Genomic DNA, 17693 nt, shown 5'->3' with positions numbered 1-17693 from the left:
ATGTCGATCTACCTCAACAAGGACAGCAAGATCATCGTCCAGGGCATCACCGGCGGGATGGGTGCCAAGCACACCACCCTGATGCTCCAGTCCGGCAGCAACATCGTCGGCGGCGTCAACGCCCGCAAGGCCGGCACCACCGTCGAGCTCGACGGCAAGGAGCTCCCGGTCTTCGGCACCGTCGAGGAGGCGATGAAGGAGACCGGCGCCGACGTGTCGGTCGCGTTCGTGCCGCCGGCGTTCACCAAGGACGCCTGCATCGAGGCCATCGACGCCGGCATCGGTCTGCTCGTGGTCATCACCGAGGGCGTGCCCGTGCAGGACACCGCCGAGGTGTGGTCCTACCTGCAGAGCGAGGCCAACAAGGCCGGCACGCGGATGATCGGCCCCAACTGCCCGGGCATCATCACCCCCGGTGAGTCGCTGGCCGGCATCACGCCCCACACCATCGCGGGCACCGGCCCGGTCGGTCTGGTGTCCAAGTCGGGCACGCTGACCTACCAGATGATGTACGAGCTCAAGGACTACGGCTTCTCGACGGCCATCGGCATCGGCGGCGACCCGATCATCGGGACGACGCACATCGACGCGCTCGCTGCGTTCGAGGCCGACCCCGACACCTTGGCGATCGTGATGATCGGCGAGATCGGCGGCGACGCCGAGGAGCGGGCCGCGGCCTACATCAAGGACAACGTGACCAAGCCGGTCGTCGGCTACGTCGCGGGCTTCACCGCTCCCGAGGGCAAGACCATGGGCCACGCCGGCGCCATCGTGTCGGGCTCCTCGGGCACCGCCCAGGCCAAGAAGGAGGCCCTCGAGGCCGTCGGCGTCAAGGTCGGCAAGACGCCGTCCGAGACCGCCGAGCTGATGCGCGAGGTCCTGCGCAACCTCTGATCCACGCCCCACCAGGTCGACCCGTCGCGTCCACGCGACGGGTCGACCTGTGATTTACGCCGACCCGTCGCGTCTACGCGACGGGTCGGCGAGGTGGGTGTCGATCCAGACGCTGGGGAAGCCGCGGGGGCGCCCGTCGCGGGTCGGGACGGCGGTGCGGCCGGCGACCCGCAGGGCCAGGCCGGTGACGATGGCCTCGGGCGACATCGAGGCCGGCAGGTCGCCGTAGTGGCTGACCAGGAGCCGGCCGCCGGGGGCGACCACCGCGTCGAGCAGGTGCTGCGTCAGCGCCGGCCACCGGTCGGCGGGGACGACGTCGTAGAGCATGTGGACCAGGTCGAAGCGCAGACCGTCGGGGTGCCGCCAGGTCGTCGCGTCGCCGACCAGGAAGCGGTCGGCGAGGTCGGGGTGGTCGGCGCGGGCCCGCTCGACGAGCTCGGGGGCGACGTCGACGCCGTACGGCTCGACGCGCACGCCGCGCTCGGCCCCCCAGGCGACCATCGAGACCGCCAGGTGCCCGTTGGCGCAGCAGTGGTCGAGGAACCGGACGGCGTCGCGACCGGTCCCGAGCCCGTCGAGGGCGTCGGCGAGCTGGCCGCGGGAGTCGCGCCAGTCCTGCGCGGACCCGCCGAAGCCCGACCCGCCCTGCGGGGTGTCGGCGCGCAGGTAGGCGCCGACGAGGGTGCGGTGCAGGTCGCCGGCGTGCCGCGCGTAGGTCATCGTGCGCCGGTCCTCGTCGGCACGCGCGACCAGGCGGGCCAGCGCGCCGTCGCCCTGCGCCTCGAGCAGGGCGACCGCCTCGGCGGCCGGACCCGACCACCACGCGACGTCGTCGCGGCCCGGCAGCCGGGTGCCGGAGTAGCGGCCGCCCTCGACCCAGAACACGACGTGGCGCCGACGGCTGTCGAGCGCGAGCGGGTGGGTGCCCTGGCGGCGGAACCCCATGGCGCGCAACGGGATCCGCAGCACCGACTCGTCCCAGACGTCCTCGTCGCCGAGGCGCTGGCCGGTCGGGACGACCCAGCGTCCGTCGTGCTCGTGGAGCACGACCGACGCACCGCCCTCCACGGCGACGTCCTCGACGAAGCAGACGACGCTCACCCGGCGGATGCGCTCCCAGGGGACGTCGTCGGGCGAGACGGGCCCGAAGCGTTCGGCGTCGCGCACGAGGTCGGGCCAGCTGCGGTGCCCGAGCTCGCGGGCGAGCTCGTGCTGGACGTCGGCGAGCCGGGCCGACGGGTCGGTCGTACGCCGCTGCGCGAGGCGTTGCTTGGCGCGGGTGCGGGCCTGGTCGAGGTCGATCATGACGGTTCTCCCCTTCGGCGCCGACGTCCGCTGGTTCGGCAGAGAGACCGTGAGGCTGCTCGGTCGTGAGATCGGGTGGGCTCGGCCCTTTCCGCGGACGGGTGGCACCCCGGGGTGCGTGTCGGGACGCTACCTCAGCAGCCGACCTCGGTGAGGACGCACATCGCGGCCACCACGTCGTGCGCGTCGTCGGCAAGGCCGGCGAGCACGCGGGGGCCCTCGGCCCGCGGGTCGCGTGCCATGCCCTCGCCGGAGGAGCTGTCGAGCAGCACCGCGCGGCCCAGGCGCACCACCTGCAGGGCGCTCAGGCCGATCGCGGGCTCACCGTCGTGCCGCGTGGTCCGCAGGACGCCGAACGACTGCCCGCCCACCGCGGTGCCCAGGACGGTGACGGGGTAGGTCAGGCCGCCGTCGTGCTTGACGGGGCAGGTGTCGTAGAAGGCCCGCAGCTGGTCGACCCAGGCGACGGCGGCGTCGGCGTCGGCGAGGACGACGAGCTCGCGGGTGCGGTAGTCCTCGACGTCGGAGAACTGTCCGCGCAGCACCTGGCTGGGCTCCGGCGCCGGGGTGGTGCGGCCGCACGTGTAGTCGGGGAAGTCGGCGAGGAACTGCTCGACCGGCAGCGTCAGGCCGGCCTCCTCGGTCTCGGCGTCCTCGTCGGCCGGCCAGCCCGCGGCGAGCGGGAACCCGCTCAGGTCGTCCGTGGCGGGCGTGCTCGTCGGACCGTCGTCCGTACCGGGGGAGTCGAACACCGCCATCGCCGTGCGCACCGGGCGGTCGGACCTCTCGGCGAACGCGACCATGTCGGCCACGGCCCCCGCGCTCGTGCCGCCCTCGCCGTAGTAGGACGACAGGTAGAGCGCGTTGCCGATCGCGACCAGGTCGATGACCTCGAGGCCGGCGTCGAACCCGTCGGCGCCGCGGTAGCGGTGGGTGAGGGTCGCCGAGCCCTGACCCTCCTCGACGACCTCGTAGACCTGCTCGGTGCCGCCGACGGTGTCGTCGGGGCAGGCGGCGTAGGCGTCGCGGAGGGTGTCGAGCGCGTGTCGGGCGCCGCCCCCGTCGGCGTACAGCGCCAGGACGCGTGAGCGGGTGTCCTCGGCCTCGCCGGTGTACGACGCCCCCGCGAGGTCGGTGACCGCGACGGGCACCCGGCGCGACCAGGCCGTCGCGCCGCACAGCTCGACGTCGGTCCACGACGGGCGGTCGGTGGTCACGACCGGGGTGCCGTCGTCGCCGTTGGTGGCGGGGAACCCCGCGGCGAGGGGAAAGTCGTCGGGCACCTGCGTGAGGACGGCGGGCTCGGTCGTGACGGCCGGGGTGCTGCGGTCGTCGGCCACGGTCGGACCGGTCGCGGTCGCGACGGGGTCGGCCGCGCGGCTGGTCGCCGGGCGGCCGCCGGCGGTGGTGCCGCACCCGGCGAGCACCAGGAGGGTGACCACGCAGCCGGCGAGCGGGGCACGCAGCCGACGGCGCGGGCGGGGGGAGGTGGTCGACATGGCGTTCCCTTCGTCGAGGTGGACGAGGGTGGGACGGAGGTCCGCGCCCAAAGGTTGTCCGGGGCGTCCGGGGCCGCGTCGGGTCAGGCCTGCGGCGCGGGCAGCACGCGCAGCCGGGCCTGCGCGCGCTCGGCGAGCGCGACGAAGGCCCCGGGGGCCAGGTCGGCGCCGGGCGCGGGGACGAAGCCGAGCTGGGCCACGGCGGTACCGGTGCGCAGGATCGCCATGTAGAAGACGACCGAGCGCTGGTCGGTGACCTTGACGTCGAGGCGCCAGGCCGTCAGCGACGAGCGGGGGCTGTCGCGGCGCACGAGCTCGTCGACCTCGGTGTTGAGGTCACGCGCGGGGCAACGGGCCAGGCGGTCGCGCACCTGGCCGACCAGCGCCTGGGCCCGCTGGCCGGGCAGGGCGCCGACGGTCTCGGCGAGGCCGAACTCCTGGGGCAGCTCGGCCCCGGGCACCACGAAGGTGCGGGTGGCGGTGCGGCTGAACCGCGCGCCCTGGAACGCCGTGCTGAAGGACGTCTTGTCGCACCCGGTCGCCGCGGCGTTGGTGGTGGGACGGCCCGGCTCGGTGCCGACCCAGGCCTGCCGCACCCCGCTGACGGGCGGGAGGTCGACCTCGGAGAGCAGGGCGGGCCGCTGGCCCGTGGGGATCGGGTCGCGGTCGGCCAGCGCGGGCTTGTCCGGGGCGCAGGCCCCGCCGCGGGGCAGCACGCAGAGACGACTCACGCCGGTGGCGAGCAGGGCGGCGCCGGCGGCGCGGTCGGGCACGGCCGCACCGGGCAGGCGTACGGCGGTCGTGGTGGTGTAGTCGCCGGTGCGCGCCACGCCGACGACGTACGTCGTGACGGGGGACTCCCAGCTGCGCAGCACGAACTGGACGGCCTCGTCGCCGACGGCCTCGGGGGTGCGGGTGCCGAGCAGCTGGACGCGCGACTCGGTGCAGCCGGCCAGCCACCCGGTGGTGGTGCGGAACGCCCGGCGGGCCGCGCGGGTCGAGGCCGACGCCTCGGTGAGCTGGGTGGCGCTCGGGGCCGGGCCGGGGCCGCGGCCCTCGAGGAGGCGCACGAGGGTCGCGCGGCCGCGCGGGTCGGCGTAGCGCTCCTGCTGGCAGGGCACGACCAGGCCGGTGCCGGCGCTGTTGTCGCCGGTGCGGACCTGGGCCCAGCGTCGGCCCGGGTAGTGCGCGTCGAGGTCGGGTGCGACGACCAGGGAGGTCTCGGGGAGCGTGACGACGACCGGGGTGGTGCTGCCGCGGGCGGGGGCCGGGGTCGGCTGCGACGGCGAGCCGGCCACGTCGAGCGAGGGGCGTACGCCGTCGCCGTCGCTGACCACCAGGCCCGACACGACCACGACCGCGACGGCCCCCAGGACGCCGGCGACCGTGTGGGCCCGGCGCCGCGCGGCACCCGAGCGGCGCACGATCGTGGCGCGCGGCCAGCGGCCGCGGCCCGAGACCGACGCGGCGAGCTGCTCGAAGACCGACCGCACCTGGCTGGTCTCGACGTCGAGGGCCAGGGCGAGCGCGGCCGCGCCGTTCTGGAGCTCGCGCTCGGCGCGCTCGAGCGGCAGACCGACCTCGCGGGCCATCTGGGGCATGGAGACCGCGGCGAGCTGGGTGAGCACCAGGGCGCGCCGCTGGGCCACCGAGAGCTGGCCGAGGGCGTCGAGCGTGGCGCGGACCTCGGGCGCGATGTCCTTCTCGCGGTGCCAGACCCGGGCGGTGTGGTTGCGCTGCGCCAGCCGCCACGCGTGGGGCCGGACGACCTCCTCGGGCTGGTCGAGCCGCGACAGCTTGCGCCAGCGGTGCCAGGCGACCACGAACGCCTCACGGACCGCCCGGCGTGAGGCGCCGAGGTCGCCGGTCAGGGCGTAGGTCTGGGCGAGCAGCCGCTCACGGGCGTCCTTGTAGAACGCGTCGAAGTCGTCGGGCTCTCTCATGGCGTCCTTCACCGTAGACGACAAGGGTGTGCCCCTCCGACTCGGCGCAGGCCCGACTCAGGCCCGACGCAGGCCCGACTCAGGCCCGACGCGGGCCCGAGGAATGCCCGACGCGGAGTGGCACCCGGTCGGCGTGGGAGCGCTCGTACGCCGCCCGCGCTTGTCACGATGGGCGGGCCATGACGACCCTGCTGCCGCCCCCGAGGGGCACGACCAGCCGCTCGAGCGAGCAGGTCCGCCACGACCTCGCGACCAGGCGCCCGCTGGTGCTGCTGGCCACCGGCGGCGGCGTCCTCGCCGCGGCGTCGACGCTGCTGGTCTGCATGGCCGCCGGCCTGGCCGGCTGGTACCTCACCGACGGCGGCGCCCACGGTGCCCCGCGCGACGGCCTGCGGGTCGGGGCGCTGGCCTGGCTGATGGGCCACGGCTGCGGCATCCGGGTCGAGGGGGTCGCCGTGACCGCGGTGCCGCTCGGCATCACGGTGCTGTGCGCGTGGGCGGTGTGGCGCACCGGGCACCGGGTCGGTGCGTCGGTCTCCGGGCACGGTCCCGACGCCGTCGGCATCTCCGACGGACAGCGCGACCTCGTCGTCCCCGCCGCCACGCTGCTCTTCGCGGCCGGCTACGTCGTCACCGGTGTCGCGGCGGCGACCCTCGCCGGGTCGGCGTCGACCGCCCCCAGCACCCCGCGGGTCGTGCTCTGGTCGCTGCTGCTGTGCCTGGTGGTCGGCGCCTGCGCGATCGCGGTCGGCTCGGGCCGGGCGGCGATCTGGACCGCCCACCTGCCGGTGACGGTGCGGGCGGCGGCCCACGTGGCTCGTCGGACCATGGTGCTGTGGCTGGTGGTCTCGCTGCTCGTCTTCCTGCTGGCCCTGGTCGGTGACTTCTCGACGGCGGCCAACGTGATGGGCCAGGTCGGGGGCGGCGGGGGCGCCGTCACCCTCGTGGTGCTGCTCGGGCTGGTCCTGCTGCCCAACTCGGTGCTGTTCAGCGGCTCCTACCTGCTCGGTCCCGGCTTCACCGTCGGCACCGGCACGCTCGTCTCCCCGGGCAGCGTGGTCCTCGGGGCGCTGCCGGCGTTCCCGGTGCTCGCGGCGCTGCCCGACGACGGACCGGTCCCCGGCTGGACGGGCTGGCTGGTGCTGCTGGCGCCGCTGGTCGCGTTCGCCGCCGCGGCCTGGTCGCAGTGGACCTGGCCGACGGCCTACTACGTCGAGGGCGCGGTGCGCGGCGCGGCCGGGGGCATCGCCGCCGGGGTGCTGTTCGGGCTGGCGGCGTCGTTCGCCGGGGGAGCGGTCGGGCCGGGCCGGATGCGTGACGTGGCGCCGTACGCTTTCGACGTCCTGCTGCACGCCGTCACGGCCTTCGGCCTCGGCGGTCTCCTCGGTGGTCTGGCCGTCACGTGGTGGCAGCGGCGGACCATGCCGGTCGAGGTCACGCTCGAGCAGTAGTCTGCGGCGCGTGTCCGCACGGCTGGTCGTCCTCGTCTCCGGCAGCGGGACCAACCTCCAGGCCCTGCTCGACGCCTGCGCCGACCCGGCGTACGGCGCCGAGGTGGTCGCCGTCGGCGCCGATCGCCCGGGCATCGAGGCCCTCGAGCGCGCCGAGCGCGCCGGTGTGCCGACCTTCGTGGTCGGCGTCAAGGACTTCGCGACGCGCGACGCGTGGGACGCCGCCCTCGCCGGTGAGGTCGCGGCCCACCGCCCCGACGTCGTCGTCCTGGCGGGCTTCATGAAGCTGGTGGGGGAGTCCTTCCTCGCCGCGCACGGCGGCCGGGTGGTCAACACCCACCCCGCGCTGTCGCCGGCGTTCCCCGGCATGCACGGCCCTGCCGACGCCCTGGCCTACGGCGTGAAGGTGACCGGCTGCACGCTGTTCGTCGTCGACGCCGGGGTCGACACCGGTGCGATCGTCGCCCAGTCGGCGGTGCCGGTCGAGGACGACGACACCGTCGAGACCCTGCACGAGCGCATCAAGGCCGCCGAGCGGGCGATGCTCATCGAGGCGGTCGGCCGGATGGCGCGCGAGGGGTTCACCCTCGACGGGCGCCGGGTCCGCCTCGGCCGATAGGGTGTGGCCACCCGACACGACTGGCGCAGGTGGGTGACCACCAGGGAGTGACACGGTCGACCATCGCCCGCCTGGGTGGCCGACGTCCGACCCACAGGAGCAGCACATGCCCGACCAGATCCCCGTCCAGCGCGCCCTCGTCTCGGTCTACGACAAGACCGGGCTGGAGACCCTCGTCCGCGGCCTGCACGACGCCGGCGTCGCGCTGGTCTCGACCGGTGGCTCGGCCGCCCTCATCGAGGGCCTCGGCCTGCCCGTCACCAAGGTCGAGGACCTGACAGGCTTCCCCGAGTGCCTCGACGGGCGGGTCAAGACCCTGCACCCGCGCGTGCACGCCGGCATCCTCGCCGACCGCCGCCTCGACACCCACGTCCAGCAGCTCGCCGACCTCGGCGTCGAGCCGTTCGACCTCGTCGTGAGCAACCTCTACCCGTTCCTGCAGACCGTCGAGTCGGGCGCGACGCCCGACGAGTGCGTGGAGCAGATCGACATCGGCGGGCCGTCGATGGTGCGTGCCGCGGCCAAGAACCACCCGTCGGTCGCCATCGTCACCTCACCGGCGGCCTACGACGAGGTGCTGGCCGCCGTCGCCGCCGGCGGCTTCACCCTGGCCCAGCGCCAGCGGCTGGCCGCCGAGGCGTTCGTCCACACCGCGACCTACGACGTCAACGTGGCCTCGTGGATGGGCAACGTGCTCACCGACACCTCCGACGGCACCGGGTTCCCGGCGTGGGCCGGCGCGACGTGGACCAAGTCCTCGACGCTGCGCTACGGCGAGAACCCCCACCAGCCCGCCGCGCTCTACCTCAACGGCTACGGCACCGGGCTCGCGCAGGCCGAGCAGCTGCACGGCAAGGAGATGTCCTACAACAACTACCTCGACACCGACGCGGCACGCCGCGCGGCCTACGACTTCGACGAGCCGGCCGTCGCCATCATCAAGCACGCCAACCCGTGCGGGATCGCCGTCGGCGCCGACGTCGCCGAGGCCCACCGCCGCGCCCACGAGTGCGACCCGGTCTCGGCCTTCGGCGGCGTCATCGCGAGCAACCGGCCCGTCAGCGTGGCCATGGCCGAGCAGGTCGCCGAGGTGTTCACCGAGGTGATCGTCGCCCCGGCGTACGACGAGGGCGCGGTCGAGGTGCTGGCCCGCAAGAAGAACATCCGGGTGCTCGTCTGCGAGCCGCTCGAGCGCGGCGGCGTCGAGACCCGGCCGATCTCCGGCGGCCTGCTCATGCAGCACCGCGACGCCTTCCAGGCCCCCGGCGACGACCCGACCACCTGGACCCTCGCCACCGGCACCCCCGCCTCGCCCGAGGTGCTCGCCGACCTCGCGTTCGCCTGGCGCGCGGTCCGCGCGGCCAAGTCCAACGCGATCCTGCTCGCCAAGGGCGGCGCGTCGGTCGGCGTCGGCATGGGCCAGGTCAACCGCGTCGACTCCTGCAAGCTGGCGGTCTCGCGCGCCGGTGACCGGGCGGCCGGCTCCGTGGCCGCCTCCGACGCCTTCTTCCCCTTCGAGGACGGCCCCCAGATCCTCATCGACGCCGGAGTCGCTGCGATCGTGCAGCCCGGCGGCTCGGTGCGCGACGAGCTCACGGTCAAGGCCGCCGAGGCCGCCGGCGTTACGATGTACTTCACCGGCACCCGCCACTTCGCTCACTGATCGACTGGTCGCGGACGGGTGGCCTCGAGCCGCGCAGCCGCACCGCCTGGTAGTGCTGCCGCCTGCCTGGCAGTGCGGCCGCGACCAGCTCGGCGGGCCGCCCGCCGCGACGTGCGCCGTGTGGCCCGGGCTGGCGGTGGTCAGGGCGCCTAGGCCCACTCACCTCGTCCCATCACGCCCGCCGTGGGCCTGGAGAGGTCGGCGGAAAAGCGGTGGACGGGGGTTGAGAGGATCCGCGAGTGGGTGTGCTGACGGGGATCGTGCCGAAGACCAAGCTCGAGCGTGACCTGGCGCTGCAGTGCGTGCTGTCGGCGTTCGCGACGGGGTCGTTCCTGACCGGCACGGCGGTGTTCTTCACGCAGGTCGTCGGCCTCAGCGGCGCGCAGGTCGGTCTCGGGATGTCGGTGGCGGCCGCGGTCAGCCTGGCGCTGTCGATCCCGCTGGGGCGGCTCACCGACGTCGTCGGGGCCAAGCTGCTGTGGGTGGTGGCCTCGCTGCTCGAGGCCGGGCTCTACCTGGCGTGGCCGCTGATCGGCAGCTTCGCGGCGTTCGTCGCGATGCTGGCGGTGCTGGCCACGGTCGAGACCGCGGCGCGCTCGGCGCGCGAGGTCTACCGGATCGCGGTGTTCCCGCGCGAGACGCGGGTGCGGGCGATGGCCTACATGCGGGCCGCCCGCAACGTCGGCTACACCCTCGGCGCGGGTGCCGGCGGTGTCGCCCTCGGCATCGGCTCTCGCGAGGCGATCGTCGCGGTGCCCCTGCTCACCGGCGCCCTGCTGGTGGTCAACGCCGCGATGATCGCGTTCCTGCCGACCGTCGAGCGGCCCGCCCGGGCCCGGGGCGACCTCGAGCTCGCCGGCCCGGCCGCGCTGCGCAACCGCGGTTTCGTGCTGCTGTCGCTGTGCAACGGCGCGCTGCAGTCCAACCAGGTGCTCCTCAACGTCGTGGTGCCGCTGTGGCTGGTCGAGCGCACCGACGCCCCGCACCAGCTGCTCGCGTGGCTGTTCGGCACCAACACCGTCCTGGCGGTGCTGCTGCAGGTCCGCGCCTCGCGCGGCTCCGAGACGGTCCCCGGCGCGCTGCGGGCCGTCCGGTGGTCGGGCTGGGCGTTCGTCGTGTCGTGCCTGGTCATCAGCCTCACCCACGAGACGGCCGGGTGGCTCTCGATCGTGCTCATCTGGGCCGGCCACGTCACCATCACCGGCGCCGAGCTGTGGCAATCGGCGGCGAGCTGGGGGTTCGCCTCCGAGCTGTCCGACCACCGCAGGCTCGGCGACTACCAGGGGGTGTGGGGGATGGGCGGGCAGGTCGAGTCGATCGTCTGCCCGGCACTGTTCACCTTCCTCGCGCTGCAGTGGGGCGCCCCGGGCTGGGCGGTGATCGCCGTCATCGCCGTGACGGCGGCCGTCGTGGCGCACCCGGCGGCGCGCGCCGCGGAGCGCCACCTGGTCGCGGTCGGAGCGCCGGTCGGAGTCTGAGGCCGTACGGCCGGAGGGCTCGGCGACGGCTCGTCCATGCCCCGATCGGGCCAGTGACCTGGTCGGGTGGCGGCTGCTTGACTCGGCGGGCACCGCACTCTCGGGGGCTGCGGGCGACCCCGTCTCCCACTCCCTAGGACCCTCCATGTCGCTGCCGGCCCTCCGTCCCCGTCCGAGGTGGTGGGTGCTCGCACCCGTCCTGGCCCTGCCGCTGACCACGCTCACGACCCTTCCGGGCGCCACCGACGCCAGCGCGGCGGCGCGTCCGACCGTCGCCGCGCAGCCCGCGCCGCCGGCGGCACCGCAGCCGCAGGTCGTGCCTGCCGGCCCGGACCACGCACGCCCGGCGATCCGGCTGCGCGACGCCAGCCTCGACACCGGCAAGGGCGGGCCCCCGCCGCCGCCCACGCTGGCCGCGGGTCCCACGTCGGGCCGTCAGCTGCGGCTCGTGCAGTTCAGCGGACCGGTCCGCCCGTCGTGGTACGCCGGGCTCGCCCGGCTGGGCACCGTGGTCACCTACGTCCCCGACAACTCCTACCTCGTGTGGACCACCGGGTCCGGGGCAGCCGCCCTCGAGCGCCAGGCCGACACGACCGCCTACACCCGCTACAGCGGGCCCTTCGACCCCTACTACCGGCTGGCGCCGCCCCTGCGGGGCAAGCAGGCCCCCGACGCGGGCCCGGTCGACGTCACGGTCCAGGCGGTCTCGGGTCCCGACGGCGACGCGGCGCTGAGCGCGGTCAGCGCCGGCCGCGAGGTGCTCTCGCCGGCCTACGACCTCGGCGGCCTGGTCACGACCTCGGTGCGCGTGCCGGTCGGGCGCCTCGACGAGATCGCGTCGATGGCCCCGGTGGTCAACGTGGAGCCTTACGTCGCCCCGACGCTCGACGACGAGGTGCAGGACCAGCTGCTGGCCGGCAACGTGCAGACCGTCGGTGGCAAGACGGTGCCCACCGGACCGGGCTACCTCGCGTGGCTCGCCGAGAAGGGCTTCCCGACCGACCCGGCGGCGTACCCGAAGGTCGTGGTCGTCGACGACGGCATCGACAACGGCAGCACCACGCCGGTGCACGCCGACTTCTACGAGCTCGGCAACGGCTCCGACAACAACTCGCGCCTGCTCAGCAACGCCAACTGCACCACCGACGCCACGGCCAACGCCGTGGGGGGCCACGGCAACCTCAACGCCGGCATCGTCGGTGGCTACAGCGACCGGGTCGGTGCCACGTTCGCCGACGCGGGCGGCTACCAGCGCGGCCTCGGGGTGTCGCCGTACGGGCGTCTCGGCGGGGTGAAGATCTTCGCGAACTCGGGTCCCTACTCGATCTCCGGCTGCTCCGGCACGGACGCCGGGGTCGTGGCACGGGTGTGGTCGACCGGCGCCGGCATCAGCACCAACTCCTGGGGGGCCAACGTCGGCGGCGCCTACGACGCCAGCGCACGCGCCTACGACCTGCTGACCCGCGACGCCTCCTCCGTCGACCCCGGCGACCAGGAGCTGCTCCACGTCTTCAGCGCCGGCAACGCCGGGAGCGGCGCCAACACGATCGGCTCACCCGGCACCGCCAAGAACGTGCTCACCGTCGGGGCCACCGAGAACGTCCGGGACCAGGGCACCCCCGACGGGTGCGCGACCGCCGACGGCGACAGCGACTCCGACATCGCGACCTTCTCCAGCCGTGGCCCGACCGACGACGGCCGGGTCAAGCCCGAGCTCGTGGCCGCCGGGACGCACGTGCAGGGCCCGGCCTCGCAGGACCCGGGCTTCAACGGCACCGGCGTCTGCGGCCCCGCCGCCGGCCAGGGCAACTACTACCCCGTGGGCCAGACGCTCTACACGTGGTCGTCCGGCACCTCGCACTCGACACCGGCGGTCGCCGGTGCGGCCTCGCTGCTGCAGAACTACTACGGCCGGGTGCTCGCCCCCGGGGCCACGGCCAGCCCCGCGATGCTCAAGGCGCTGCTGGCCAACACCCCCCGCTACCTCGACGGCGGGCTCGGCACCGGCGACGTGCTGCCCAGCAACAGCCAGGGCTACGGCGTCCCCGACCTCGGCGCACTCTTCGAGGACGCCCCGCACCGGCTGGTCAGCGACCAGGCCGTGACCTTCACCGCCTCCGGGCAGAGCCGCGTGCGTGCCGGGACGGTGCACGACACGACCCAGCCCGTGCGAGTCACGCTCGCGTGGACCGACGCGGCCGGTCCCACGGTGGGCAACGCCTACGTCAACGACCTCGACCTCGAGGTGACCGCGGGCGGGCTGACCTACCGGGGCAACGTCTTCGGGACCGACGGACTGTCGGCCACCGGCGGCAGCGCAGACGCCAAGAACAACCTCGAGAGCGTCTTCCTGCCCGCCGGCACCAGCGGCCCCGTCTCGGTGCGGGTCGTCGCCACCAACATCGCGGGCGACGCCCTCCCGGGCTCGGGCGGACCGCTCGAGCAGGACTTCGCGCTCACCGTCTCCAACACCGACGAGACGCCGACGGCGGTCGCGGGCGCCGCGGGCCTGACCTTCGCGGAGTCCGACGACGCCGGCACGACCGTCGACCCGGGCGAGGTCGTCACCGTCGAGGCCTCCGTCACCGACACCGGCACCCTCGAGCTACCGGCCGGCACCGGGACCCTCACGGTCGTGAGCGGCTCCGCGAGCGTGCTGCAGGGCAGCTCCGGGTTCGGCGTGATCACACCCGGGCAGACCGTCTCGAACCGCAGGGCCTACCAGGTCCGGATCGACACCTCGCCCGCGTGCAGCACCGCCGTCGTGCTCGAGCACACCTACACCGCGGGCGGCCAGAGCATCGTCGAGCGACTGCGCCTGTCGCTGGGGTCGCCGGTCGCCGACGTCACCGCGACCTCCACCGACGTCCCGAAGGCCATCCCGGACAACACCCCCGCCGGGGTCACCTCGACCCTGGTCGTGCCTCCCTCGGACGACACGCTGAGCCGGCTCGTGGTGCGGCTCGCCGTCACCCACACGTTTGACGGCGACCTCTCGGCGACGGTGACGACCCCGTCCGGCACGGTGCTCACGCTCTTCTCGCGGATCGGAGGCGCCGGCAACTCCGGCGACAACCTGATGGGCACGGAGTTCAGCGACGCGGCCGCGGCCGCGCCGGCGGCCGGCGGCGCGCCCTACACCGGGCTCTTCCGGCCGGTCACGTCCTTCGCGACCGTCGACGGGCAGCCGCTGGCCGGCACCTGGACCCTCAAAGTCAGCGACAACGCCAACCTCGACACCGGCACGCTGACCTCCTGGGGCATCACCGCGCAGCCCCCGGCCCGGGTCTGCGGTCCGGCGAGTCCCTCGGTGGTCGTCACGCCGCCGGCGCCGGTCGGCGAGGGCGGCGTGCTCGACGTCCCGGTGACCCTGCTCGACCCCGACGGCGGCACCGAGACGGTGACCCTCGGCACGACCGACGGCACGGCCACGGCACCCGACGACTTCACCGCGACCCCGGTCACCCTCACCTGGAACCCCGGCGACCCGGCCACGCAGCACGTCCTCGTGCCGGTCGTCGCCGACGGGGTCGCCGAGCCGGAGGAGACCTTCACGGTCGCGGCGACGGCCGCGACGGTGCCGGTCAGCGCCCCGGTCACCGCACGGATCCTGGCCCTCGCGCCGACCGTCGCGATCAGCCCGGCAGCATCGGTGACCGAGAGCGGCGGCTCGCTGCAGTTCCCGGTCACCCTCGCCGACCCGGACCCCGACACCACCTACAGCGTGCAGGTCGACACGACCGGCGGCACGGCCACGACGGGGGTCGACCACGCCGCGGTCTCGCGGACGCTGACGTGGTCGCCGGGCGACCCGGCGACCCAGCTGGTCGAGGTGCCGGTGACCGACGACGGCTCCGACGAGCCCGACGAGACCGTCGAGGTCACCGTGTCGTCACCGACCAACGCCGTCCTCGCGACCGCCACGGCCACCGGGACGATCCTCGACGACGACCTGCCGACCACCCCACCGGTGGTGAAGCCGGTCGTCACGGTCAAGGCGGCCAAGGTCAAGGAGGGCGACCGAGGCACGCGCCGGCTGGTCTTCCGGGTCGTGCTCGACCGGGCCGGCACCGCACCGGTGGGCTTCACGTGGCGCACGAAGGGGCTGACGGCCAAGGCGGGCAAGGACTTCCGCTCGGCGTCGGGTCGGCTCACGATCCCGGCGGGGTCCCTCAAGGGCACCCTGCGGGTCACGGTGGTGGGTGACCGGCTCGACGAGCGCAACGAGCGGCTGGCGCTGACCCTGGGCAAGGTGGTCGGCGGCGTGCTCGCCAGGGCGTCGGCGACGGGGACGATCGTCGACGACGACTGAGCCGGGCGCACCGGGCGGGTCGGGGGCCGCACGGCCTCCGGCCCGTCCCTACACTGAGGCCCGTGACAGCGCAGAAGCTCGACGGCACCGCCACCCTCAAGACCATCAAGGCCGAGCTCACCGAGCGGGTCGCCCGGCTGCGCGGGCGCGGCGTGGTGCCCGGCCTCGGCACGGTCCTGGTCGGCGACGACCCCGGCTCGCACTGGTACGTCGGCGCCAAGCACAAGGACTGCGCCGAGATCGGCATCGAGTCGATCCGTGTCGACCTCCCGGCCACGGCCACCCAGGCCGAGGTCGAGGCCGAGATCGACCGTCTCAACGCTGACCCGTCCTGCACGGGCTTCCTGGTCCAGCAGCCCACCGGGCTCGACGAGTTCCGGCTGCTGTCGCGCGTCGACCCCGACAAGGACGTCGACGGCCTGCACCCCGTCAACCTCGGCAAGCTCGTCCTCGGCGAGGCCGGCCCCCTGCCGTGCACCCCCATCGGCTGCATCGAGCTGCTGCGCCGCCACGGCGTCGAGCTCCGGGGCGCCGACGTCGTGGTCGTCGGTCGCGGGCTCACCGTCGGCCGGCCGCTCGGGCTGCTGCTGACCCGCCGCTCCGAGAACGCCACCACGACCCTGTGCCACACCGGCACCCGCGACCTGGCCGACCACGTGCGCCGGGCCGACGTCGTCATCGCGGCCGCCGGCGTCCCCGGCCTGATCACCGCCGACATGGTCAAGCCCGGCGCCGCGCTGCTCGACGTCGGCGTCTCGCGCGTCGACGGCAAGATCGCCGGCGACCTCGCCGACGACGTGTGGGACGTCGCCGGCTGGGTCTCGCCCAACCCCGGAGGCGTCGGCCCCATGACGCGGGCGATGCTGCTGTCCAACATCGTGGCCCGCGCCGAGCTGGTCCTCGAGAACAGCTCCGCGTCCTGATCCCCGTGAACGATCTCGCCGGCCCTCCCGAGCCGGCCCCGCCCCCGCAGCCGGACGACCCGGACGAGCCCGCTGAGCCCGCCGAGCCTGTCGACCCGGCGCACCCTGCGGTCGCCGAGGACCCGGAGCCCGAGGTCGAATCGCGCGACGCCGACGGCGCCGACCTGCAGGAGCACGACGAGCCCGCGCCGCGCCGCTACCCGTCCACGGTCGGCGGTGCCTTCTACCTGGCCGTCCTGGCCGCGGCGGTCACGGCCCTGGTGATCACCTACGGCGGCGACTGGCGGGTCGGGGTGCGCGTGCTGGCCGCCGGGCTCGGCGCGGCCGGGCTGATGCGCCTGGTCCTGCCGCAGCGCGACGCCGGCATGCTCGCCGTACGCCACCGCATGGTCGACGTGGTGATGCTGGTGACCGTCGCGGCGGTGCTGTGGTGGCTCGCGGGGTCGATCCCCGACCAGCCGCCGGTCTGACCTGCCTGGCGCAAAAAGACACCGACGCCGCCGCGGTGAGCGGCAGCGTCGGTGAGGTGGGGCCGGGTGGCTCAGATCAGGCCGAGCTCGGTGACCGCGGCGCGCTCGTCGGCCAGCTCGGCGGTCGAGGCGTCGATGCGGGTGCGCGAGAAGTCGTCGATCTCGAGGCCCTGGACGATCTCCCAGTCGCCGTCCTTGGTGGTGACGGGGAACGACGACACCAGGCCCTCGGGGACGCCGTAGGAGCCGTCGGAGACGACCGCCATCGAGACCCAGTCGCCCTCGGCGGAGCCGAAGAGCCAGTCGCGGGCGGCGTCGACGGTGGCCGACGCGGCCGAGGCGGCCGAGGACGAGCCGCGCGCCTCGATGATCGCGGCGCCGCGCTTGGCGACGGTCGGGATGAAGGTGTTCTCGAGCCAGTCCTGGTCACCGACGACCTCGGCGGCGTTGCGCCCGCCGACCTCGGCGTGGAACAGGTCGGGGTACTGGGTCGCGGAGTGGTTGCCCCAGATCGTCATCTTGGTGATGTCGGTGACGGGGGCGCCGGTCTTGGCCGCGAGCTGCGAGATCGCGCGGTTGTGGTCGAGACGCGTGAGGGCCGAGAAGCGCTCGGCCGGGATGTCGGGGGCGTTCTTGAGCGCGATGAGGGCGTTGGTGTTGGCCGGGTTGCCGGTGACCCCGATGCGCACGTCGTCGGCCGCGACCGCGTTGAGGGCCTTGCCCTGGGCGGTGAAGATCGCGCCGTTGGCCGAGAGCAGGTCGCCGCGCTCCATGCCGGGACCGCGCGGGCGGGCACCGACGAGCAGGGCCAGGTTGACGCCGTCGAACATCTTCTCCGCGTCGTCGCCGATCTCGACGCCGGCCAGGCCGGGGAACGCGCAGTCGTCGAGCTCCATCACGACGCCCTCGAGCGCCTTGAGCGCCGGGGTGATCTCGAGCAGGCGCAGCTCGATGGGGCGGTCGCCCGTGAGCGCGCCGCTCGCGAGACGGAAGAGCAGGCTGTAGCCGATCTGGCCGGCGGCGCCGGTGACGGCGACCTTCAACGGAGCAGAGCTCACGAGGACTCCTGGTGACGAGAGAGAGTGGTGCTGACGCCGCCCGACGCTAGCAGCGGCGCGGGGCTGCGCGACGATGGG

General features: G+C 74.5%; 12 protein-coding genes and 1 riboswitch. Of the genes, 8 read left to right on the top strand and 4 right to left on the bottom strand.

Translation table 11 applies throughout. From position 1 onward, the window contains the following. A complete protein-coding gene (sucD, locus tag FZC61_RS10620; protein WP_148614143.1) occupies window positions 1–894 on the top strand; it encodes a succinate--CoA ligase subunit alpha in 894 nt (297 codons plus the stop codon). Window positions 895–948: 54 nt separating this feature from the next. On the opposite strand, the gene FZC61_RS10615 is transcribed toward sucD, so the two are convergent. From FZC61_RS10615 to FZC61_RS10605, 3 genes are all read right to left on the bottom strand, one after another. Next, window positions 949–2199 carry a class I SAM-dependent methyltransferase gene (locus FZC61_RS10615; RefSeq protein ID WP_148614142.1) on the bottom strand — a complete coding sequence of 417 codons (1251 nt, stop codon included), beginning with the start codon at window positions 2197–2199 and terminating at the stop codon, window positions 949–951. Between the two features lie 134 nt (window positions 2200–2333). Beyond that, window positions 2334–3698, bottom strand: a complete 1365-nt coding sequence (locus FZC61_RS10610) for a hypothetical protein (protein WP_148614141.1) — start codon at window positions 3696–3698, stop codon at window positions 2334–2336. Between the two features lie 83 nt (window positions 3699–3781). Beyond that, window positions 3782–5641 carry a SigE family RNA polymerase sigma factor gene (locus FZC61_RS10605; RefSeq protein WP_148614140.1) on the bottom strand — a complete coding sequence of 620 codons (1860 nt, stop codon included), beginning with the start codon at window positions 5639–5641 and terminating at the stop codon, window positions 3782–3784. Window positions 5642–5820: 179 nt separating this feature from the next. Between FZC61_RS10605 and FZC61_RS10600 the strand changes: the two genes are divergently transcribed. From FZC61_RS10600 to FZC61_RS10570, 7 genes are all read left to right on the top strand, one after another. Beyond that, on the top strand, window positions 5821–7092 hold the full coding sequence (locus FZC61_RS10600; protein WP_148614139.1) for a cell division protein PerM: 1272 nt from the start codon (window positions 5821–5823) through the stop codon (window positions 7090–7092). A gap of 10 nt (window positions 7093–7102) precedes the next feature. Next, window positions 7103–7711 carry a phosphoribosylglycinamide formyltransferase gene (gene purN / locus FZC61_RS10595; protein ID WP_148614138.1) on the top strand — a complete coding sequence of 203 codons (609 nt, stop codon included), beginning with the start codon at window positions 7103–7105 and terminating at the stop codon, window positions 7709–7711. Window positions 7712–7717: 6 nt separating this feature from the next. Beyond that, a riboswitch (ZMP/ZTP riboswitch) is annotated at window positions 7718–7795 on the top strand. 22 nt (window positions 7796–7817) lie between these two features. Then, a complete protein-coding gene (purH, locus tag FZC61_RS10590) occupies window positions 7818–9374 on the top strand; it encodes a bifunctional phosphoribosylaminoimidazolecarboxamide formyltransferase/IMP cyclohydrolase (protein ID WP_148614137.1) in 1557 nt (518 codons plus the stop codon). A 239-nt stretch (window positions 9375–9613) separates the two neighbouring features. Further along, a complete protein-coding gene (locus FZC61_RS10585) occupies window positions 9614–10852 on the top strand; it encodes an MFS transporter (RefSeq protein WP_148614136.1) in 1239 nt (412 codons plus the stop codon). 184 nt (window positions 10853–11036) lie between these two features. Then, window positions 11037–15164, top strand: a complete 4128-nt coding sequence (locus FZC61_RS10580) for a Calx-beta domain-containing protein (protein ID WP_148614135.1) — start codon at window positions 11037–11039, stop codon at window positions 15162–15164. A gap of 62 nt (window positions 15165–15226) precedes the next feature. Then, window positions 15227–16087, top strand: coding sequence for a bifunctional methylenetetrahydrofolate dehydrogenase/methenyltetrahydrofolate cyclohydrolase (locus tag FZC61_RS10575; protein WP_148614134.1), 861 nt, complete (start codon window positions 15227–15229; stop codon window positions 16085–16087). Between the two features lie 5 nt (window positions 16088–16092). After that, window positions 16093–16557: a DUF3017 domain-containing protein gene (locus FZC61_RS10570; protein WP_246142630.1), complete on the top strand. Its 465-nt coding sequence runs from the start codon at window positions 16093–16095 to the stop codon at window positions 16555–16557. A 71-nt stretch (window positions 16558–16628) separates the two neighbouring features. On the opposite strand, the gene FZC61_RS10565 is transcribed toward FZC61_RS10570, so the two are convergent. Continuing rightward, complete coding sequence (locus tag FZC61_RS10565) at window positions 16629–17615, bottom strand: malate dehydrogenase (RefSeq protein ID WP_148614133.1); 987 nt, start codon at window positions 17613–17615, stop codon at window positions 16629–16631. Between the last annotated feature and the right edge of the window lie 78 nt (window positions 17616–17693).

Origin of the sequence: Nocardioides rubriscoriae (assembly GCF_008087085.1) — a bacterium.
GTDB lineage: Bacteria > Actinomycetota > Actinomycetes > Propionibacteriales > Nocardioidaceae > Nocardioides > Nocardioides rubriscoriae.
This window is presented reverse-complemented; position numbering and strand designations above follow the sequence as displayed.